Raw genomic sequence first — 20,535 nt, 5'->3', positions numbered from 1 at the left:
CGCAGCCAGTACCCAGGCATCCCCCTAGGGCCTCAGCCGCATTGGCGCTGCCGCCAGCAGTCGTAGCGCCATTTCCAGGGCTGCACGGCATCCCGCCGCGTCCACAGCCCGCGTCCGGCCGCCTTGGCCTGGCGCTGGAGCTCCGGCATGGCCTTGTCGCGCAGGTAATCGCCTTTGCGGGCGGTGTAGGCCCAGGCATAGCCGTCTTCGACCTGCACGCGGTTGGCGGAACGGCCGTCGTCCAGGATCAGCGCGCAGACGTCGCGGCCGTACTGATCCTGCTCGTAGCATTGGGCGGTGAGCGTCTTGCCTGCCACCAGGCTGGCCAGATGCTTGCGCGAGGCCTCGGCGTCGGGCTGGCCGGGCTGTTCGGTGCCGTGCCCTTCTTCCGGCGCGTCGATGCTGTCCATGCGGATGCGCCGCTGGCCTTCGGCGGTGCGCAGGGTCACCGTGTCGCCGTCGGCCACGTTGACGATCGTGCCGGTCAGCGCATAGCTGCCCTGGGGTATGCCACCCGCGGCGGCCCCCGGCTGGTTCTGGACCGAGGGCGCGGACGCGGCCGGCCGTTCGCCCGGGCGCTGCTCCTGGCGCCCGGAGGGCTGCAGCCAGTTGACGATGGCTCCCGCCGCCGCGAGGATCAGGGCGACGACAAGGGCGGTCAGCTTGCTGCCGCCTCGAAAAGAAGGTCTGCCACGCACCGGCCGGGCTCCAGTTGAGAAAACGAGAGGCAGTTTGCCACAAGCCCGCTGGCCATGCCGGCGCCCGCCAGCGGTGCCAGGCCCAGGCGAATCAGAGCCAGCCGGACTTGCGGAAGCGCCAATACAGCACGGAGCAGACCGACGCGATGACGCCCAGCGTGATGGGATAGCCCCAGGGGGTTTTGAGCTCGGGCATGAATTCGAAGTTCATGCCGTAGATGCCGGCGATGGCCGTGGGCACCGCCAGGATGGCGGCCCAGGAAGCCAGTTTTCGGGTGGTGTCGTTCTGCGCGGCCTGGCCGATCATCAGGCTGGCTTCGAACGCGAACGCCAGCGATTCGCGCAGGGAATTGAACAGTTCGTCCACGCGCAGCACGCGGTCGGCGACCTCGCCGAAATACGGGCGGGCGTGTTCGTCGACGGCGGACATCTCGACGCGCGCCAGGCGGCGGCAGATCTCGGCCAGCGGCGACACGACGGTGTGGATGCGCAGCAGGTCCCGGCGCTGCCGGTACAGCCTGCGGATGTCGGAGTCCTTGGCGCCGCGGATCAGCAGCTTCTGTTCCGCGCCTTCCACCACCGATTCGATCTTGACCGCCGCGGCGACGTAGCGGTCCACCAGCCAGTCCAGCAGTTCGGACGCCACGTAGTCGCTGCCCCGCTTGAGCAGGTCGGGCGAGGCCTCCAGGCGCTCGCGCAAGGGGCTGTGGCCGGCAGTGGCGCCACGGCGAACCGTGACCAGAAAGCCGTCGCCGATCAGGAACTGGGTTTCGCCGAAGATGGGGCGCTCGGCCTCGACTTCGACCGTGATGGCGACGATCAGGATCATGTTGCCGTAGTCGATGATCTTCGGCCGCCGGTGGGTTTCCAGCATTTCTTCCTGGTTCTTGCCGCAGGCGCCAAGTTCGCTCGAGACCTTCGCGATCGTCTCGGGGCTGGGGTTGCGCAAGCCGATCCACAGCATGCTCTGGCCCTGGCGCTGGCTGACGTACTGACCCGCTTCATCGATGGAAACCTCGCGGTCCCGCCGTCCGTTCACATAGGCGATCGACGCCACGACCTCGCCCTTGGGCGCGGCGGCGGCCTGCTCTTCAGTAGACATATACATCCTTGGACAAATCGATCCCTGCCGGACAGCTTATGCGTATCGGCCGATGATAGCCCAGCCCGCTGAAGGCCCACGCCCTAGAACAGATTGCGCACGCGCTTGGCCACGTCGATGCGCGGCGCCTGCGGTTCCTTGGGCTCGCCGCGCCCCGCCGGCAGGTCGGGCAGCTTGGGCAGGTGGTCGAACAGCGGCAGCATGGCGTTCGTGATGTAGCGCGTCCGCGATCCGTACACGTGGCGGTCGCCCATGCCGGTCTGCTGGTGCACATAGAAGCGCTGCGGCACGACGAGCTGCAGACGTTCCTTGGCGCGCGTCATGGCCACGTACAGCAGGCGGCGCTCTTCCTCGATCTCTTCGGCGGTGCCGGTGCTCATGTCGGACGGAATGCAGCCGTCGACCACGTTCAGCACATAGACGGCCTTCCATTCCTGGCCCTTGGCCGAATGGATCGTCGACAGGATCATGTAGTCTTCGTCGCGCAGCGGCGCCCCGGATTCGTCGCTGGTGGCGTCGGGGGGATCCAGGGTCAGCTCGGTCAGGAAGCGTTCGCGCGACGGGTAGCCGGCCGCGATGCGCACAAGCTGGTCGAGGTCGGTCTTGCGCACGCGCGCATCGTCGTACAGGCGTTCCAGTTGGCCCGAGTACCAGCGCAGGGCCAGGTCCACGTCGGCGGGCCATTTCAGCCCGGGATCGCACAGCGCGGCATAGGTGTCCGCGAAGGCGCCCCATTCCTCCTGCGCCGCCGCGCCCGGCTTGAATTCGCGCAGCACGCGCAAGGGCTCGGCCGACGCCGACATGGCGTCCATCAGCTTGCCCGCCGTGGCGGGACCGATGCCGGGCATCAGTTGCGCCACGCGGAAACCCGCCATGCGCCCGCGCGGATTCTCGGCCCAGCGCAGCAGCGACAGCAGGTCTTTCACATGCGCGGCTTCCAGAAAGCGCAGGCCGCCGAATTTCACGAAGGGGATGTTGCGGCGGGTGAGCTCCAGCTCCAGGGCCGCGCTGTGGCTGGCCGTCCGGAACAGCGCCGCCTGCGACTTGAGCGTGGCGCCGCCCTCGCGCTGAGCCAGGACCTGGTCGGCCACCCAGCGCGCCTGCCCGGCTTCATCGCTGACCGTGACCAGCTCGGGCAACTGGGAGGACTGACGGTCGGTCCACAGGTCCTTGGCGTAGCGTTCCGTGGCCTGTCCGATCACGGCGTTGGACGCGTTCAGGATAGGCTGCGAGGACCGGTAGTTGCGGTCCAGCGTGATGACGCGCGCCGGCTTGGGAAACTGGGCCGGGAAGTCCAGGATGTTGCGCACCGTGGCCGCGCGAAAGGAATAGATGGACTGGGCATCGTCGCCCACCACCGTCAGGCCGCGCCCGTCGGGCTTCATCGCCAGCAAAATGGCCGACTGCAGCCGGTTGGTGTCCTGGTATTCATCCACCAGCACATGGTCGAAGCGCGCGCCCACGTCGGCCGAGATCTCGGCATCCGACATCATCTCGGCCCAGTACAGCAGCAGATCGTCGTAGTCCAGCACCTGCTGGTCCTGCTTGGCCGCCACGTAGGCGCGGAACAGGTTCTTCAGTTCGTCTTCCCATTGGGCGCACCACGGAAAGGACGTCTTCAGCACGTCGGCCACCGGAGTCTGGCTGTTGACCACGCGCGAATAGATCGCCAGGCAGGTGCCCTTGAGCGGAAAGCGGGACTTGGTGGACGACAGGCCGAGTTCATGGCGCACCATGCCCATCAGGTCTTCGGCGTCGCCGCGGTCGTGGATGGTGAAGGCCTCGGACAGGCCGATGCGCTGCGCGCAATCGCGCAGCAGGCGCGCGCCGATTGCGTGGAAGGTGCCGGCCCAGGGCAAGGACGGCGCCTGCTGCGAGGAGCGCAGGTTCATCACCCGCTGCAGCACCGAGCCGACGCGGCGGTCCATTTCGATCGCCGCGCGGCGCGAGAAGGTCAAGAGCAGCATGCGCTGGGGATCCGCGCCGTTCAGGATCAGGTGCGCGACGCGATGGGCCAGGGTGTTGGTCTTGCCCGAACCCGCCCCCGCGATCACCAGCAAGGGGCCGTCGTCCCCCGGCGCGCCGGCCACGCCGAATTCGGCCGCCTCGCGCTGGGCAGGATTCAGGTCGGCCAGGGGATCGGGACGTTCTTGGGCGGGCGGGGAAGGAAAATTGACTGGGTCGGACATGGAGCGGGGCCGCAGCGCTGCGGCCGCAAGATTGAGGAACCCTGGCGTTGCCCGGTTCCGGATGAGCACTGTATATTTATACAGAATTTTTTCGGTTTCGTCTGATTCGCCCGGGCGCCGCGCCCTCCCGGGCCCTGCCCCACGCATCCGCCCCTGTATCGTGACCCCCAGCCCGCCTCGCATCCTGACCGGCACCGCCTCCTGGACCGACCCGACCCTGCTGGCCTGCGGACGGTTTTACCCCCCCGAGGCCCGCAGCGCCGAAGCCCGGCTGCGCTTTTATGCGTCGCGCTTTCCCATGGCCGAGATCGATTCCAGCTTCTATGCCATGCCCACGGCGGAAAACGCCTATTTGTGGGCCACGCGGACACCGGACGATTTTGTCTTCAATATCAAGGCCTTCCGGCTGTTCACCGGCCACCAGACGCCACTGTCCGCCCTGCCCGCCGACATCCGCCGGGAGCTCGCCGGATGGACGGAACCGGTCATCTACCACGACCGCATGCCGCCCGATCTGCGCGACGAGCTCTGGCGCCGCTACCAGCTCGCGCTGGAACCCCTGCGCCTGCCGGGCAAGCTGGGCGCCGTGCACTTCCAATTTCCCCCGTGGGTGCGGCGCGACGCGCGCGGCATGGCGCGCGTGGCCGACTGCGCGCGGCGCATGGACGAACACCTGGTGTCGGTGGAATTCCGCCACAAAAGCTGGTTCGACACGGCGGCCGCCACGGCGGATACGCTGGCCTTCGAGCGCGACCTGGGTGTCGCGCACACGGTGGTGGACGCGCCGCAGGGCTTCGACAACACCGTGCCGGCGGTCTGGGAATCCACCCATCCCGACCTGACCCTGCTGCGCCTGCATGGACGCAACGCCGCCACCTGGAATGTGTCGGGCGCGGCCTCTTCCAGCCGCTTCCAGTACGAGTATTCCGAGCAGGAACTGGCCGAACTGGCCGAACGCTTCACCCGGCTGGCGGCGCAAAGCGCGCAGTCGCATGCCGTGTTCAACACCAACTTCGAAGACCAGGGCATGCGCAACGCCGCGGCCTTCGCGTCGGCGCTACTGCCGTTCTAGGGCCGCGGCCGGTATGGGCGGCATAGGCGAACGCGCCACTTCGGCCAGGCTTTCCAGCAGCACTTCGAATTTGCGTGCGATGTCGTGTTCGGGCACGCAGGCATAGCCCAGCAGCAGGCCGGGCCGGCGCCCCTCGTCGTTGACGTAGTACCGCGACAGCGCGCGCGTCAGCACGCCCTCGCCGCGCGCCACGTCCACGACGCGCAGATCGTCCATGCCCTGCGGCAGGGTCAGCACCAGGTGCAGGCCCGCCATGCTGGCGTCGCGATGCAGCCAATCGGCGCCCAGCCGGCGTTCGATCAGGTTGACCAGCATGGCGCGGCGGCGCCCGTACAGCATGCGCATGCGCCGGATGTGAGCGGCGTAGTGGCCTTCGGAGATGAAGGTCGCCAGCGCGGCGTGCGTCATCAGGTGGCCTTCGCGGTACAGCTCCGCATGGGCCGCCTGGAACGCCGCGGTCAGGGCCTTGGGCAGCACCAGATAGCCCACGCGCAAGCCCGGATACAGCGTCTTGCTGAAGGTGCCCATGTAGATGACCGGCGCGTCTGGCTCCAGGCCCAGCAGGGACGCGATGGGCCGGCCGGAAAAACGGAACTCGCTGTCGTAGTCGTCTTCGATGATCCAGCTGCCGCTCTGGCGCGCCACCGCCAGCAGTTGACGCCTGCGGGTCAGCGACATGACCGGCCCCAGCGGGTACTGGTGCGACGGCGTCACGAAGATGAAGCGCGGCGGCACGCCGACGGTGTCCGGCAGGCGCATGCCCTCTTCGTCCACCGGCAGGTGCACCGTGCGCAGGCCGTTGGCCTGCAGGATGGTGCGCGCGCCCCAGTAGCCCGGGTCTTCGACCCAGGCGGTCTCGCCTGCTTCGCCCAGGATGCGGGTGGTCAGGTCGATGGCCTGGTGGGAGCCTTCGGTGATGATGATCTGTTCCGGATCGCAGTCGATCGAACGGGTCAGCGCCAGATGCTGCGCCAGCGCCTCGCGCAGCGCGGGCAGGCCGCCGCCATAGGCGTAGGTCAGCAGGTCGGGCGACGGGTTGCGCCACAGCGCGCTGAAAATACGCCCGAATTTCTTGTGCGGGAATTCGGTCAGGTCGGGCACGCCGGGCATGAAGGCGCCCCACTGGTAGGGCGACGCCGATACGCTGTCGACGATCGCCGCCCCGCGCGGCGACAGCGCCGGGCGGGCCTGGGCCTGCTGCGCCTGGCGCAGGCGGCGGCCACTGGCCAGGTAGGAATCCGGCACCGAGGCGTTGACGAAGGTGCCGTTGCCCTGGCGGCTGCGGGTATACCCCTCGGCCAGCAGTTGGCTGTAGACGTGGACGACCGTGTTGCGGGCGATGCCCAGTTCGGCCGCCAGGTCGCGCGTGGCGGGCAGGCGGGAGTCCGCGGCGATGGAACCATCCAGGATGGCTTCACGCACGCCGCGGTACAGCCGCTTGTTCATGGGATCACTGGACCCGTCGGCCAGGCGAAGCAGCAGCAAGTCACCTACGATGGAACGCAATTGGTTCTACCTGATTTATCAAAGTGGTTCCCACAAGTGGGGCCATCGTAGCATTAAATAAGGTTTTTACCGTCCATCACGCGCTTCGAGGCCAAGATGAAGAATCAGGATCTGAATACCCGCCGTTCCCTGGCCACGCCCCGTGGCGTCGGCGTCATGTGCGACTTCTATGCCGTGCGCGCCGAAAACGCCACGCTGTGGGACGCCAATGGCAAGGAATACATCGATTTCGCCGGCGGCATCGCCGTGCTGAACACGGGCCACCTGCACCCGAAGATCAAGGCCGCGATCACCGCGCAGTTGGACAACTTCACGCACACGGCCTACCAGATCGTGCCGTACGAAGGCTATATCTCGCTGGCCGAGCGCATCAACCGCCTGGCGCCCATCGACGGCCTGAAGAAGACCGCCTTCTTCACCACCGGCGTCGAAGCCGTTGAAAACGCCGTGAAGATCGCGCGTTCGGCCACCGGCCGTTCGGGCGTCATCGCCTTCTCGGGCTCGTTCCATGGTCGCACCATGCTGGGCATGGCGCTGACCGGCAAGGTCGCCCCCTACAAGCTGTCGTTCGGCCCCATGCCCGGTGACATCTATCACGTGCCCTTCCCCAACGCCACGCAGGCCATCAGTGTGGCGGATTCGCTGAAGGCGCTGGACATGCTGTTCAAGGTCGACATCGATCCCAAGCGCGTCGCGGCCATCATCATCGAGCCCGTGCAAGGCGAAGGCGGCTTCAACATCACGCCGCCCGAACTGATGACGGCGCTGCGCAAGGTCTGCGACGAACACGGCATCCTGCTGATCGCCGACGAAGTCCAGACGGGTTTTGGCCGCACCGGCAAGCTGTTCGCGATGGAGCACCACTCGGTTCAGGCCGACCTGATCACGATGGCCAAGAGCCTGGGCGGCGGCATGCCGATCTCGGGCGTGGTCGGCCGTGCCGACGTCATGGACGGCCCCGCCGCGGGCGGCCTGGGCGGCACCTACGCCGGCAACCCGCTGGCGGTCGCCGCAGCGCATGCGGTGCTGGACGTCATTGCCGAAGAAAAGCTGTGCGAACGCGCCGCCGAACTCGGCGACAAGCTGCGCGCGCACCTGGAAGGCCTGCGCGCCAAGGTCCCGGGCATCGCCGACGTGCGCGGCCTGGGCTCGATGGTCGCACTGGAACTGAACGACCCGGCCGGCAAGCCGGACGCCGAAGCGGTCAAGCGCGTGCAGGCGCGCGCGCTCGAAAGCGGCCTGATTTTGCTAAGCTGCGGCGTATACGGAAACGTCCTGCGCTTCCTGTATCCCTTGACCATTCCCGACGCCCAGTTCGCGCGCGCGCTGGACATCCTGTCCGAGACGCTCGCAGCCTGAGACGCAGGCCCTGAATAACCGGTTATCCGGCCGACAGGCGCAAGGATCGCGGGCGTAGCAGGCATTCCGGCTTGGATCCCAGGCCGGTGCCCGCCACGCCCGTTTCGCTTGGCCGGCCGCATCCATCAAGGAGACTCACGACATGACAGCATTGACCCATCCCCTCTCGCGTCCCGATCTGCTGCGCGATGCCTGCTACATCGACGGCAAGTGGGTAGGCGCCGGCGGCGGCGCCTCCATCCCCGTCGACAACCCCTCCACCGGCAAGACCATCGTGTCCGTGCCGAAGCTGGGCCGCAAGGAAACGGAACAGGCCATCGCCAGCGCTCAGGCCGCGCTGCCCGCCTGGAGCGCCAAGACCGGCAAGGAACGCGCCGCGATCCTGCTGAAGTGGGCCCAGCTCATGATGCAGAACCAGCAGGACCTGGCCGCCATCATGACGTCCGAGCAAGGCAAGCCGGTCACCGAGGCCGCGGGCGAAATCGCCTACGCCGCGTCGTTCCTGGAATGGTTCGCCGAAGAGGCCAAGCGCATCGACGGCGACATTCTGCAAAGCCCCAAGGCCGGGCAGCGCCTGCTGGCGCTCAAGCAGCCCATCGGCGTCACCGCCGCGATCACGCCCTGGAACTTCCCCGCCGCCATGATCACCCGCAAGGTCGGTCCGGCGCTGGCCGCCGGCTGCACCATGGTGGTCAAGCCGGCCCAGCAGACGCCGCTGACCGCGCTGGCGCTGGCCGTGCTGGCTGAAGAAGCCGGCGTGCCCGCGGGCGTGTTCCACGTCATCACCGGCAGCTCGCGCGATATCGGCGCCGCGCTGTGCGAAAGCGATGTCGTGCGCAAGCTGAGCTTCACGGGGTCGACCGAAGTCGGCCGCACGCTGATGGAGCAATGCGCGCCCACCATCAAGAAGCTGTCGCTGGAACTGGGCGGCAACGCGCCCTTCATCGTGTTCGACGACGCCGACCTGGACCGCGCGGTCGACGGCATCCTGGCCTCGAAGTACCGCAATGCCGGCCAGACCTGCGTGTGCGCCAACCGCATCTACGTGCAGGCCGGCGTCTACGAGGAAATCGCCAAGCGCCTGGTGGCCAAGGTCAACGCCATGAAGGTCGGCGACGGCTTCGCCGACGGCGTGACGCAAGGCCCGCTGATCGACGGCAACGCGGTGGAAAAGGTGCAGGAACACATCGCCGACGCCACGGCCCATGGCGCCAAGGTCATCGCGGGCGGCAAGCCGCACGCGCTGGGCGGCACCTTCTTCGAGCCGACCGTGGTGCGCGACGTGACGCAGTCGATGCGCTTTGCGACCGAAGAAACCTTCGGCCCGGTGGCGCCGCTGTTCCGCTTCGAAACGGAAGAAGAAGTCATCGGCATGGCCAATGACACCATCTTCGGCCTGGCCGCCTACTTCTTCACCCGCGACTACGCCCGCATCTGGCGCGTGTCCGAATCGCTGGAGTACGGCATCGTCGGCATCAACACCGGCCTGATCTCCAACGAAGTCGGTCCGTTCGGCGGCGTCAAGCAGTCGGGCCTGGGCCGCGAGGGCTCCAAGTACGGCATCGAAGAGTACCTGGAGATCAAGTACCTCTGCGTCGACCTGGGCGCCTGATGCCCTGGGTGCGCGGCGCGCCGCCGCGCACCCGGGATGCCACAGACGTCACGCAGGCATGATAGATTCGCGCGTTCCGTGGACGAATCGGTATGAGCAGAACTTTCACCCTTGAGGACACCCGCAAGCTGGCGGCTATCCTGGCAGAAACCGCGCTGGCGGAGGTCATGCCACGCTTTCGCAACCTGCCGGAAGGCTCGGTGCGCGGCAAGAGCTCCCCGCGCGACCTCGTCACCGACGCCGACGAAGCCGCCGAACGCCTGATCGCCGCGCGCCTGGCCAAGCTGCACCCGGGCGCCGTGCTGATCGGCGAAGAAGCCTCGGCGCGCAATCCCGCCCTGCTGAACATGCTGGTCGATGCCGATCTGGCCTTCCTGATCGATCCCATCGACGGCACCCGCAATTACGTCGCCGGTCTGCCCTTGTTCGGCATGATGATCGCGGCCTGCCACCGCGGCGACGTGATCGCGGGCGTCATCTACGACCCCGTCAGCCGCGACAGCGCGCTGGCGGTGCGGGGCGAAGGCGCCTGGATGGAATACGAGAACGGCAGACGGGCGCCGCTGGCCGTCGCCAGCCCCGCGCCCCCGGAAGACATGGACGGGCTGATCGCCACCGGCGCCCTGCCCGAGCCCCTGCGCACCGCTGTCAACGGCAATCTGTCGCGCCTGGGCAGCACCGCGTCGCTGCGCTGCGCCGCGCACGAATACCGCATGCTGGCGGCGGGGCACTGCCACGTGGCCCTGTACAACCAGCTCACCGCCTGGGACCACGCCGCCGGCTGGCTGCTGCACCGTGAGGCCGGCGGTTACGCGGCACGTTTCGATGGCTCGCCCTACAAGCCCACGCACCGCACGGGCGGCCTGCTGTACGCCCCCGACGCGGGAAGCTGGCATGCCGCCCGCAAGGCGCTGCTCGGGGACGCGTTGGAAACCCCCGACACTTGACAGAAACGTCCGGTGCAGGGCCGAAATATGGGGTAATCCCTAGGGGTTATCCACAGTTCCTGTGGACAACCCTTTGGACAGGTCTGTAACCGCGCGAAAAAACCGTTGCTGGGCAAGCACTTGCTTAAACCGGTCAAAAACCGGCCGCTCCGGCGCGCGCTATAGCGCGTCCAGCGCCACCGCGCAAGGCTGTTCCACCTTCAGGGTCAGCAGGCTGTCGGCGCGGGTCCGCCCCAGATTGATGGCGGCGATAGGCAGGCCGCTGCGCGACGCGGCGGTCACGAAGCGATAGCCCGAATACACCATCAGCGACGAGCCCACGACCAGCACCGCGTCGGCGCTCGCCAGACCGGCGTTGGCGCGGTCCACGCGGTCCCGCGGCACGGTTTCACCGAAGAACACCACATCCGGCTTGACGATTCCGCCGCAGTGCGGACAGGGCGGCACGGAGAAACGGGAGAAATCCTCGCCATCCAGGTCCGCATCGCCATCCGGCGCATCCGATGCGTCCAGCAGCGCCCAATCGGGGTTGCGGGCATGCAGCGCGTCCTGCCAGCCGTGCCGGCCGCCGCGCCAGTCGCAGTGCATGCAGCGGACTTCGTCCAGGCGCCCGTGCAGATCGACGACGTCCTGGCTGCCGGCGGCCGAGTGCAGGCCGTCCACGTTCTGCGTGACCAGGATGGCCACGTGTCCGCGCGATTCCAGGCCGGCCAGCGCGCGGTGAGAGGCATTCGGCTCCACCTGTCCGAAGCGGCGCCAGCCCACCATGCTGCGTGCCCAGTAGCGCGCCCGGGCCAGGTCCGTGCCCATGAAGGTTTGCAGCGTCATGGGCGGCTGGCGCTTCCATTCGCCGTCGGTGTCGCGGTAGTCGGGGATGCCGGAGTCAGTGCTGACGCCCGCTCCCGTCAGTACGAACAGCCGCGGGTGGCGGTCGATGAACCCCCGCAGCGCGGCCAGCTCCGAGACTCCTGTGTCCATCCTGATTCCTTTTTCGCGGCCCCGCGCCGCGGCGGATGCCGCGCGCGGGAAGACGGCGTTCAGCCGCCCAGCCCGCAGTCGGGCATGTCGCTGACCAGGCTGGCCTGCGTCACGTTGCTGCCCGGAGGCACGTTGCGCGTCAGCCAGACATTGCCGCCGATGGTCGATCCCTTGCCGATCGTGACCCGGCCGAGAATCGTGGCGCCAGCGTAGATCACCACATCGTCCTCGATCAAGGGGTGGCGCGCCAGGCCCTTCTTGAGTTCGCCGTTTTCGCCGGGCGGGAAGCGCTTCGCGCCCAGCGTGACCATCTGGTACAGGCGCACGCGGTCGCCGATGATGGCGGTTTCGCCGATCACGACACCGGTGCCGTGGTCGATGAAGAAGCTGCGGCCGATGGTGGCGCCGGGATGGATGTCGATGCCGGTATCGGCATGCGCGATCTCGGCCACGATGCGCGCCAGCATCGGCACGCCCAGGCGGTACAGGACGTTGGCCAGGCGGTGGTGGATCATCGCCGCCACGCCGGGATAGCACAGCAGGACTTCGTCCACGTTGTGCGCGGCCGGATCGCCCTGATAGGCCGCCATCACGTCCAGGTCGAGCGCGGCGCGCACGGCGGGCAGTTCGGCGCCGAAGCGGCGCACGATCTCCGTGGCGCGCTGCTGCGTTTCCGCATGCAGGGCAGGATCGTGGCGGCCGACGTAATGCAGTTCCAGGCGCACCTGGTGCAACAGCGCATCCAGGGCCGCGCCGATGGTGTGTCCGACATAGAAGTCCTCGACCTCTTCGCGCAGGTCGATGGGACCCAGGCGCATCGGGAACAAGGCCCCACAGAGATCCTTGACGATCTGGCGCAGGCTTTCCTGCGAGGGGAACTCGCGCAGGCCGGCGTCGTCGCGCAGCCGGCCTCGGGGACCGCGCCAGGCGACGCGCGCGTCGCGCAGGCCGGACACGATGCTGTCCAGGTTCCAGTGGGCGGGGGGAATATGGGTGGGGCCGTTCATTGCCGCGCCCCCGACGGGGCGCCGGCGGATTCGGCGTAGGAAAGGAATTCAAACATGGGCGTGCCTCGCTGACGGTGCATCGTCCGGACGGCCGGACCGCGGGGACGATGCTGCTTCGCAATAATCCCGTCAACTGTAACCGCTTGCGCGCATTTCCCGGAATCCGCCCGACATGGCGCAGGGGTTATGCCGCGGCCGGATCCGCCTCGTACCCTTGCGGGTTGCCCCGCTGCCAGCGCCAGCCATCGGCGCACATGGACTCGACGTCGTGCGTGCTGCGCCAGCCCAGCAGCGACGCCGCCAGCCCCGGGTCGGCCCACATGCGTTCGACATCGCCCGCCCGCCGGGGCAGCGTGCGCAACGGGATCTCGCAGCCGTTGACCCGTTCGAACGCATGCACCAGTTCCAGCACGCTGGTGCCCTGCCCCGTTCCCAGGTTGACCGCCACGAATCCCGGATGGCCGTCCGAATACGACAGCGCCTGCACATGGCCCCGCGCCAGGTCCATGACATGCAGGTAGTCGCGCACACCGGTGCCATCGGCGGTGTCGTAGTCGTTGCCGAACACCCGCAGAAAGGGTTGCCGCCCCACCGCCACCTGGGTGATGAAGGGAAAGAGATTGTTGGGCAGGTCTCGCGGGCTCTCGCCGATCTGCCCGCTGGGATGCGCCCCGATCGGGTTGAAATAACGCAGCGTGACGGCGCTGAAGGCGGGATCGGCGGCGCAGACGTCGCGCAGCATTTCCTCAACCATGAGCTTGGTGCGGCCGTAGGGATTGGTGGGCGCGAGCGGATGCGTTTCGGTGAACGGCAGATAGCGCGGTTCGCCGTAGACGGTGGCGGACGAACTGAACACCAGCCTGCGCACGCCCGCCAGCCGCATCGCGCGCAGCAGGACCAGCGACCCGTTCACGTTGTTGTCGTAATACTTGAGCGGGTCCGCCACCGATTCGCCTACCGCTTTGCAGCCCGCCAGGTGCAGCACCGCTTGCACCGGCCGGCCCTGGGCCGCCGCGTCGGTCAGCACCGACTCGATCAACCCCGGCGTGCGGATGTCCCCTTCGATCAACGGTATGGGCGCGCCGCAAAGCCGCTCGACGCGGCGCACGGCCTCGCGGCTGCCGTTGCTGAAGTTATCCAGCACCAGCGGCCGCTGGCCCGCCGCCAGCATCGCGACCAGCGTGTGCGTGCCGATGTAGCCCGCGCCGCCCGTCACCAGCACATGCGTGTCCGGCATGTCCTCGCTCCGTCAAAGATGGGCCGTCATGCCGGGCACCCACGCATGGCGGGGACGCGGGGCCTGCGCGTGGCTGCGGTAGCGATCGATCCAGTAGGACGTCGAGGCGTCATGGCCCCAATCGACCACACCGGCCGAGACCGGCACGGCGAGCTCGCGCTCGATGCCGCTGGCCAGCCGCTTGCCCAGTTCCACGCCCCATTGGTCAAAGGGATTGATGCCCCAGACCACGCTCTGCACGAACACTTTGTGCTCGTACAGGGCCAGCAGCGCGCCCAGCCCGCGAGGGTCGAGCTGGCGCAGGACGATCAGGGTGGAAGCCCGCCCGCCCGGATGCACCATGTGCTGGGCCAGGCTCAGCGCGCGCTCCTGGTCGTCGATGTGGGCGACGTCCATCAGCGCCTCCTCCAGGCTCTTGCCGCGCAGCAGCGCCTGGCGCTGCGCCAGGCAGTTGGCCAGCAGCATGCGATGCGCGTCCGGACTGTCCGCGTGGCCTTGCAGGCTGGCGATGAAGTCCACCGGCGCGCCTTCCTCGCTCTGGTGCAGCCATTGGAAAAAAGTGTGCTGGCCGTCCGTGCCCGGCATGCCCCAGATGATGGGGGCCGTGGGCACGCCCACCGCCGCGCCGTCGCCCGCGACACGCTTGCCCAGCGATTCCATTTCCAGTTGCTGCAGATAGGTCACCAGGTGCAGCAGGCGGGCGCTGTAGGCCGCGATGTTCAGCGAGTTTTGCCCCAGCACGCTGCAATTGACCAGACCGGACAGCGCAAGCTGGACCGGCGCATTCGACGCGAACGGCGCCTGCTGGAAATGCTGGTCCATCGCTTCCGCGCCCGCCCGCATGCCGATCAGCACGTCGGCGCCGACGGTCAGCGCGATCGACAGGCCCGCGACGGACCAGACCGAATAGCGCCCGCCCACCCAATCGCACATCTTGAAGATCTGGCTGGACGGCACGCCCAGCGCCCGGGCCGCCGGCACATTGGCGGTCACGGCCGCCAGGTGTTCCGACGGATCGGCCACGCCGCCCTGCTTGAGCCAGGCGATGGCCGCGCGCGCGTTGTGCAGGGTCTCGGCCGTGGTGAAGGACTTGGACGAGACGACCACCAGGCAGCGGCGCGGGTCCAGCCCGGCCACGGCGTCATGGAAGGCGTGGCCGTCGATGTTGGACACGAAGCGGATCTGCCGGCGCTGCTGCGGGCCGCCAAAAGCCTGGACCGCCAGGCGCGGCCCCCAATCGCTGCCGCCAATACCGATGTGCAGGATGGTGGAAAAATCGGCGGTCTGGTCCACGCGCCGCACGAAGTCGGTCATGCGCGAATACTCGCAGACGGAGTCCACATCCTGCCCGTCCGGTTGCTCGCGCGTGCGCCCCGCCCGAAGCGCCGTGTGCCATGCGGGCTTGCCTTCGGTCCAGTTGACCGGTTCTCCGGCAAACAGCCTGTCGCGCGCATCCTGCAAGCCGCGCGCCTGCAGCAGGGCAAGCGCCGCGGCGTCCAGCGCCGACGATTGGCGTTGCATCGTCAAATCCACGCACAGTCCTGCCGCTTCGATCACTTTCAGCGCGCTGGCGTCCAGTTCGGCGCTTTGCGCGGCCTGCGCGAAAGCCACCCATTCCGGGCTGTCCGCCAGCCCGGAATTCGCCCGTAACGCCTCAATCGCAAGTTGAGCCTTTCCCATCGCCTGATGCTCCTTAGAACGGTAAACGGATGTGAGGTGCAATGCGCCTGAACGCGTTGCGGAAATCCTCCTCGATACGGGCCAACGCGGCCACGTTGTCTCCTTCAAACCGCAGTACCACCGTCGGCGTGGTGTTGGATGGACGCGCCAGGCCGAAACCGTCCGCGTAGTCCACCCTGATGCCGTCCAGCTCGTTGATCGACACCGCGCCCGGGAAATCTCCCTGCGCGCGCAATGCCTCCACCAGCTCGACGCTTTCGCCTTCGGCGGTCTCCAGTTTTAATTCGGGGGTCGCGCAGGACTGCGGCAGGCCTTCGAGCAAGGCTGACGGGTCTGGCGCCGACGACAGGATCTCCAGCAGGCGCGCGGCGGCATAGATGCCGTCGTCAAAGCCGTACCAGCGCTCCTTGAAAAAAATGTGGCCGCTCATCTCTCCAGCAAGTAGCGCTCCCGACTCGCGCATCTTGGCCTTGATCAGCGAATGTCCCGTTTTCCACATCGTGGCCTTGCCTCCGGCCTCGGTGATGGCGCGCGCCACATGGCGGCTGCACTTGACGTCGTAGATGATCTCGGCGCCGGGGTTGCGCGCCAGCACGTCGCGCGCGAACAGGATCAGTTGCCGGTCCGGCCAGATGATCTGTCCCGATTTCGTCACCACGCCGAGCCGGTCGCCGTCGCCGTCGAATGCCAGGCCGACTTCGCAGTCCGAATAGCGCAGGCAATAGATCAGGTCCTGCAGGTTGTGCGGATCGGCGGGATCTGGATGATGGCCCGGAAAAGAGCCGTCCACCTCGCAGAACAGCTCCGTCACTTCGCAGCCCAGCGCGCGAAACAGCGCGGGCGCCACCGCGCCCGCGACGCCGCTGCCGCAGTCGATGGCGATCTTCATGGGGCGGGCCATGCGGATATCGCCCACCAGGCGCGCCGCATAGCACGGCATGATCTGCATTTGGGTGCGGCCGCCGGGCGTGGCCGCCGATTCGATGGGCAGGCGCATCGCGTCGCGCAAGGCGGTGATTCCTTCGCCATAGAGCGACGCGCCTTCCAGCACGATCTTGAAGCCGTTGTGCGCGGGCGGGTTGTGGCTGCCGGTGACCGCGATGCCCGCGCCCGTGTCCATGAGGCGGGTCGTGAAATACACCATGGGCGTGGTCGCCATGCCGATATCGATGACGTGCACACCGGCCGAGCGCAGGCCGGCCTGCAGCGCCGCGGCCAGCTCCACGCTGCTCAGCCTGCCGTCCCGCCCCACCACGATCGACCTCGCCCCCTGCTCCATCGCCCGGGTCCCCACCGCCATGCCCAGGCTGTGGGCAAATCGGGCATCAATCTCGTCCGGCACCGTGCCGCGTATGTCATAAGCCTTGAAAACCGCATCCAGAATTTGCGGGGTGTCCCAGCCAAAAGTTCCGTGCATGCCAGTTTCTCCGGGTGGCGTTTACTTGGGACCGTTCTGTTTGAAATCGCCGTAGTACGCCGCACGGGAGTATCGATAACCGCCGTACTTGGACCGGAAGCCGAAGCGTTCCGGCAGGAGCTTGAGACCATTGAAGAGCACGCCGTCCACCGGTGCGCCGGCCTGGATCAGGCGCTTGGCCGTTTCCCGGATCTCGCCCACCGTGTTCATGCCGGACCGCACCACCACCATCACCGCCGCGGCGTGCGTGCCCACCACGGCCGCATCCGGAGACGACAGCACGGGCGCCGTATCCAGGATGACCATGTCGTATTGGGTGGCCAGCTCGCGCAGGGTTTCGCCAAATACCGGAGAAGCCAGCAGTTCGGAGGGGTCGAAGGTGACGGCGCCCGTGGCGATGAAGTCCACGCCCTCGGACACGCTGTGCTTCCTGACGCGGTTCAGCGGGATCGTGCCCGACAGCACTTCGAACAGGCCGTCTTCCTTGGGCAGGCCGAAGTAGCGGTTCAGCTGCCCCTTGCGGAAATCGGCATCGATCAGCAGCACGCGCTTGCCCACCCCGCCCTGGATGAACGCGAAGTTCGCGGACAGGAAGGACTTGCCCACGCCCGCCACCGGGCCGGTGAACATGACCATGTTGTTGGCGGACTGGCGCAGCGATGCCTGCAGCACATTGCGGAACGAGCGCAGGCTTTCTATCGGCGGCGAGTTGCCCTGGCTTTGGGCCAGCAACGCCGGCACGGTGGCGTTCTTGCGCCGGCTGCGGCGCCACAGCTTGTCCTGGACGTCGCTGTACGGAATGGCGGCCAGCACCGGCAGGCCGGTATGGCGTTCGACATCTTCCGGCTCGGACAGGCCGCCGAACAGCGCGCTGCGGACGAAGGCGCACAGGATGCCGAAGATCAGGCCGATGGCCGTGGCCACGCCGATGATGATGGCGCCTTTGGGGCGTACCGGCTTGTCGGGCTGCACGGCCGCATCCAGGATGCGCACGTTGCCCACCTTGCCCGCCCGGATCAGCTTCAGCTGCTGGGCGTTATTGAGCAGCGCCGTGTAGAGCTCGGTATTGACGCGCACATCGCGCACCAGGCGCACCACGTCCTGCTCAAGGTCGGGAAGCTGCTTGATGTTGTTGCCGATGCGGTTGACGTCGCCGGTCAGCGAAGCGATCTGCCGGTCGATGCCCACGATGCTGGGGTGCGTCGGCGCAAAGCGCGTGATCAGTTCCTGGCGCTTGGAACGCAGCTCCATCACCCGGGTCTGCGCATCCACGGACTGCGCCAGGATGAGCTTGGCCTCTTCGCTCAGGTCGATCGTGCCACGCTTGTTGCGCAGGGCGTTGTACTTGGTTTCGGCGGCATCCAGCTCGCCCTTGAGCTGGGGAAGCTGCTGCTCCAGGAACGCCAGCGACTTCTCGGCCTGCGCCGATTTGCGGTTCACGTTCTGCTGCACATACTCCTGACCGATCTGGTTCAGGACCGCGGTGGTCAGCGCGGGATCATTGCCTTCGAGCGTCACGCCGATCACGCCCGATGCGCGGCCCCGCTCGAAGATTCCCATGCGCGATTGCACGCCTTCGATCGCCGCCAGGCGCGAACTGCGCGACACCGTGAACTCGGTGCCTGGGCGGCCCGCCAGCGCATCGACGTGCACGTCCATCGCGCCGCCGCCAGGCAAGAGGAAATGCTCGGGCTTGCCGACCGTGCCGGTGAACGTCGCGCCGGTCAGCTTGTCGCTCAGCGTATAGCGCCCTTCTCCCAGCGTGGTCAGGCGCAGGGGCTTGCCCAGCCATTCGTTCGGCACATCGAGCTGAGAGATCGCGACGGCTTCTCCGCCCCAGGCGTAGCCGCCGCGCGGAAAGCTGGAAGGGTACGGCAGGCTTTCGTAGCGTTGCGCCAGCCACTCTCCCACCACGGGGAAATAGCGCGGCTTGGCGTGGATGTACAGCAGGAACTTGTCGACGGCGGGGCCGACGACCATGCGCGAACGCAGCACTTCCATTTCGCCCGACGTTTCCGCCTTGGTGTCGAACATCGATGAAACATCGCCGAGCAGGCTGCGCGCCTGCCCATTTGGCATTTCCTCCTCGACCTGCACGATGATGTCAGCCGAATAGACTGAGGGGGTCACCATCACATAGGCCAGGGCGCCGAGCAAGGCGACCATGGTGATCGCGATGATCATCCACCGGTTGGAAAAGATGGCGTCCACATGCGACGACAACGGGGTTTCCTGCTGACGAGCCGGGACTGATGGCTCGAACGTTTCGATGGGCAACGACATGCAGCTCTCCAAGAGAGGGCGCCGCCGCGCTCGCGGCGCCCCCAAAGGCGTGGTTTTCTGAGGCGAACTAATCGATGGACTTGACGGTCTGAACGGTTTGCGCGCTCGGGAACAGGTTGCTGATGAAGCGGTTCCACCGCACCAGGCCCGCCGAATCCACGAACACGACGTCTTTGGGTTGCAACTCGAACTTCTCCGCTACGGCCAGAGCCTGCGGCGATCCGGCATTCAGATGGAACACCAGCGGCGTCGCGTCCTCCGTGCTGCGTACGACAAATATCTGCGACGGATCCGAAGTGAGCTGGTTCGGCCCCCCCGCCAAACCCAACGCCTCGGTCAACGACATGCGTCCGTCACGCATCACTGGCGCGCTGGGCACGAACACTTCGCCCATCACGAATACCTTGCTGTCGTCGCGCGGCGTGACTCTTACGATGTCGCCCGACTTCAGCATCACTTGGTTCAGGTCCTGGCCACGCTCGATCAGCGCGGGCAGGTTCACGCGAGTACGCCGGCCGTCGCGGATCACGTAGACCGCACTGCGGTCTCCGGTCGGCAGAATGCCGCCGGCCCTGTTGATCGCTTCCAACAGGGTCATCGGGACATCGTTGATAGCGACCGTACCCGGCGTCGTCACCGCGCCATCGACGAAAATGCGCTTGCTGCGAAATCCCAGAACACGGACGGTGATCTGCGGGTCCTGTATGTACTTGCCCGAACTATTGACTATGAGATTGCGCGCCTGAAGTTCCGTCAACCCCGCCACTTTCAGCAGTCCGGTATACGGAAACTGGATATATCCAGTGGATGAGACCGTATAGCCCGGAATGCCCGAGGCGGTATCCCCAATGGCTAGTTCCGTTGCCCCAGAACCAATGGCGTAGGTTTGCGTCGGAAGCACGAGCTCGGGGTGATCCCACACCACGATCGAGAGGATGTCTCCCGGCCCGATGAGGTAAGGCCCCGGCTTGCCGATCAGATGGCCGATACCCTCGTTGTCGAGCAGCGCCATGCGCGCGCGCTGATCTTCGAGAACCAGGGATGGCGTGATTTCCTTGATGACCGCCTTGGAGTTCGGGTCCAGCGGATCCGCGAGCTGGTTGGCGTTGAACGTCATACCGGGAGACAAGGCGCAAGCGCCCAGCGAGGACACGAGCGCGATAGCGGCTATGGCTCGGCTCAACGTTCCGAAAAATGTAGTCATGGCAAATCCACAGTGAATGACTTCGTTGCTTGGAAAGGAGCCCGATGCGTAACGGGTTGCGACATTCCACTCTCTTTTCCTAGGCCCGCACATTCGACGGATGTCCTAAGCCTTCTCCTACATCGTTTGGAGGTTTCGGGTAAGCCGCGCACTCAATAAGATTTTGTCGGTAGCCACAGGCATTGCGGCGCTGCGCTATTTCGCTTTTTGCAGGGGGATCAGGCTCAGGGGACCGCCATGATAG

General features: G+C 66.9%; 15 protein-coding genes. 4 read left to right on the top strand and 11 right to left on the bottom strand.

Translation table 11 applies throughout. The features are described from left to right. Positions 1–32: 32 nt before the first annotated feature. From ASE30_RS00680 to ASE30_RS00670, 3 genes are all read right to left on the bottom strand, one after another. Positions 33–698: a thermonuclease family protein gene (locus ASE30_RS00680; RefSeq protein ID WP_057282341.1), complete on the bottom strand. Its 666-nt coding sequence runs from the start codon at positions 696–698 to the stop codon at positions 33–35. A 91-nt stretch (positions 699–789) separates the two neighbouring features. After that, complete coding sequence (locus tag ASE30_RS00675) at positions 790–1,800, bottom strand: magnesium and cobalt transport protein CorA (RefSeq protein WP_057283202.1); 1,011 nt, start codon at positions 1,798–1,800, stop codon at positions 790–792. An 83-nt stretch (positions 1,801–1,883) separates the two neighbouring features. Next, a complete protein-coding gene (locus tag ASE30_RS00670) occupies positions 1,884–3,989 on the bottom strand; it encodes an ATP-dependent helicase (RefSeq protein WP_057282340.1) in 2,106 nt (701 codons plus the stop codon). A 61-nt stretch (positions 3,990–4,050) separates the two neighbouring features. On the opposite strand from ASE30_RS00670, the gene ASE30_RS00665 reads away from it, so the two are divergent. Next, positions 4,051–5,061 (top strand): DUF72 domain-containing protein, encoded by a 1,011-nt coding sequence (locus ASE30_RS00665; protein ID WP_082601404.1) that lies wholly within the window; start codon positions 4,051–4,053, stop codon positions 5,059–5,061. Here the strand turns inward: ASE30_RS00665 and ASE30_RS00660 are convergent. Continuing rightward, entirely contained in the window at positions 5,047–6,567 is a 1,521-nt protein-coding gene (locus ASE30_RS00660; RefSeq protein WP_369819281.1) for a PLP-dependent aminotransferase family protein, read from the bottom strand. The genes ASE30_RS00665 and ASE30_RS00660 overlap by 15 nt on opposite strands. A 96-nt stretch (positions 6,568–6,663) precedes the next feature. Between ASE30_RS00660 and ASE30_RS00655 the strand changes: the two genes are divergently transcribed. The 3 genes from ASE30_RS00655 (at position 6,664) to ASE30_RS00645 (ending at position 10,485) form a co-directional block, all read left to right on the top strand. After that, positions 6,664–7,926: a 4-aminobutyrate--2-oxoglutarate transaminase gene (locus tag ASE30_RS00655; protein ID WP_057282338.1), complete on the top strand. Its 1,263-nt coding sequence runs from the start codon at positions 6,664–6,666 to the stop codon at positions 7,924–7,926. Between the two features lie 142 nt (positions 7,927–8,068). Continuing rightward, a complete protein-coding gene (locus tag ASE30_RS00650; protein WP_057282337.1) occupies positions 8,069–9,538 on the top strand; it encodes an NAD-dependent succinate-semialdehyde dehydrogenase in 1,470 nt (489 codons plus the stop codon). 92 nt (positions 9,539–9,630) lie between these two features. Beyond that, positions 9,631–10,485, top strand: a complete 855-nt coding sequence (locus ASE30_RS00645; RefSeq protein WP_057282336.1) for an inositol monophosphatase family protein — start codon at positions 9,631–9,633, stop codon at positions 10,483–10,485. Positions 10,486–10,644: 159 nt separating this feature from the next. Here ASE30_RS00645 and ASE30_RS00640 read toward each other — a convergent pair whose 3' ends face one another. From ASE30_RS00640 to ASE30_RS00610, 7 genes are all read right to left on the bottom strand, one after another. After that, positions 10,645–11,463 carry an NAD-dependent protein deacetylase gene (locus ASE30_RS00640; RefSeq protein ID WP_057282335.1) on the bottom strand — a complete coding sequence of 273 codons (819 nt, stop codon included), beginning with the start codon at positions 11,461–11,463 and terminating at the stop codon, positions 10,645–10,647. A 59-nt stretch (positions 11,464–11,522) separates the two neighbouring features. Further along, positions 11,523–12,470, bottom strand: a complete 948-nt coding sequence (epsC, locus tag ASE30_RS00635; protein WP_057282334.1) for a serine O-acetyltransferase EpsC — start codon at positions 12,468–12,470, stop codon at positions 11,523–11,525. 184 nt (positions 12,471–12,654) lie between these two features. Continuing rightward, positions 12,655–13,707, bottom strand: coding sequence for a UDP-glucose 4-epimerase GalE (galE, locus tag ASE30_RS00630; RefSeq protein WP_057282333.1), 1,053 nt, complete (start codon positions 13,705–13,707; stop codon positions 12,655–12,657). Positions 13,708–13,719: 12 nt separating this feature from the next. Then, positions 13,720–15,387: a glucose-6-phosphate isomerase gene (pgi, locus tag ASE30_RS00625; protein ID WP_057282332.1), complete on the bottom strand. Its 1,668-nt coding sequence runs from the start codon at positions 15,385–15,387 to the stop codon at positions 13,720–13,722. Positions 15,388–15,400: 13 nt separating this feature from the next. After that, positions 15,401–16,804, bottom strand: coding sequence for a phosphomannomutase/phosphoglucomutase (locus tag ASE30_RS00620; protein ID WP_057282331.1), 1,404 nt, complete (start codon positions 16,802–16,804; stop codon positions 15,401–15,403). A 21-nt stretch (positions 16,805–16,825) separates the two neighbouring features. After that, the gene (locus ASE30_RS00615; RefSeq protein ID WP_057282330.1) at positions 16,826–19,087 is read right to left on the bottom strand and encodes a GNVR domain-containing protein; all 2,262 of its coding nucleotides are present in this window, start codon (positions 19,085–19,087) and stop codon (positions 16,826–16,828) included. A 67-nt stretch (positions 19,088–19,154) separates the two neighbouring features. Next, entirely contained in the window at positions 19,155–20,291 is a 1,137-nt protein-coding gene (locus ASE30_RS00610) for a polysaccharide biosynthesis/export family protein (protein ID WP_057282329.1), read from the bottom strand. Between the last annotated feature and the right edge of the window lie 244 nt (positions 20,292–20,535).

Source organism: Achromobacter sp. Root83, assembly GCF_001428845.1.
GTDB lineage: Bacteria > Pseudomonadota > Gammaproteobacteria > Burkholderiales > Burkholderiaceae_B > Achromobacter.
The sequence above is the reverse complement of the archived record's forward strand: the minus strand, read 5'-3'. Positions and strand labels throughout refer to the sequence as shown.

What these genes read in the sequence shown, in the direction of transcription:
- ASE30_RS00670 (WP_057282340.1), bottom strand. Translation starts at nt 3,989, where the DNA reads ATGTCCGACCCAGTCAATTTTCCTTCCCCGCCCGCCCAAGAACGTCCC.
- pgi (WP_057282332.1), bottom strand. Translation starts at nt 15,387, where the DNA reads ATGGGAAAGGCTCAACTTGCGATTGAGGCGTTACGGGCGAATTCCGGG.
- epsC (WP_057282334.1), bottom strand. Translation starts at nt 12,470, where the DNA reads ATGAACGGCCCCACCCATATTCCCCCCGCCCACTGGAACCTGGACAGC.
- ASE30_RS00675 (WP_057283202.1), bottom strand. Translation starts at nt 1,800, where the DNA reads ATGTCTACTGAAGAGCAGGCCGCCGCCGCGCCCAAGGGCGAGGTCGTG.
- ASE30_RS00640 (WP_057282335.1), bottom strand. Translation starts at nt 11,463, where the DNA reads ATGGACACAGGAGTCTCGGAGCTGGCCGCGCTGCGGGGGTTCATCGAC.
- ASE30_RS00645 (WP_057282336.1), top strand. Translation starts at nt 9,631, where the DNA reads ATGAGCAGAACTTTCACCCTTGAGGACACCCGCAAGCTGGCGGCTATC.
- ASE30_RS00620 (WP_057282331.1), bottom strand. Translation starts at nt 16,804, where the DNA reads ATGCACGGAACTTTTGGCTGGGACACCCCGCAAATTCTGGATGCGGTT.
- galE (WP_057282333.1), bottom strand. Translation starts at nt 13,707, where the DNA reads ATGCCGGACACGCATGTGCTGGTGACGGGCGGCGCGGGCTACATCGGC.
- ASE30_RS00610 (WP_057282329.1), bottom strand. Translation starts at nt 20,291, where the DNA reads ATGACTACATTTTTCGGAACGTTGAGCCGAGCCATAGCCGCTATCGCG.
- ASE30_RS00655 (WP_057282338.1), top strand. Translation starts at nt 6,664, where the DNA reads ATGAAGAATCAGGATCTGAATACCCGCCGTTCCCTGGCCACGCCCCGT.
- ASE30_RS00650 (WP_057282337.1), top strand. Translation starts at nt 8,069, where the DNA reads ATGACAGCATTGACCCATCCCCTCTCGCGTCCCGATCTGCTGCGCGAT.
- ASE30_RS00615 (WP_057282330.1), bottom strand. Translation starts at nt 19,087, where the DNA reads ATGTCGTTGCCCATCGAAACGTTCGAGCCATCAGTCCCGGCTCGTCAG.
- ASE30_RS00665 (WP_082601404.1), top strand. Translation starts at nt 4,051, where the DNA reads ATGAGCACTGTATATTTATACAGAATTTTTTCGGTTTCGTCTGATTCG.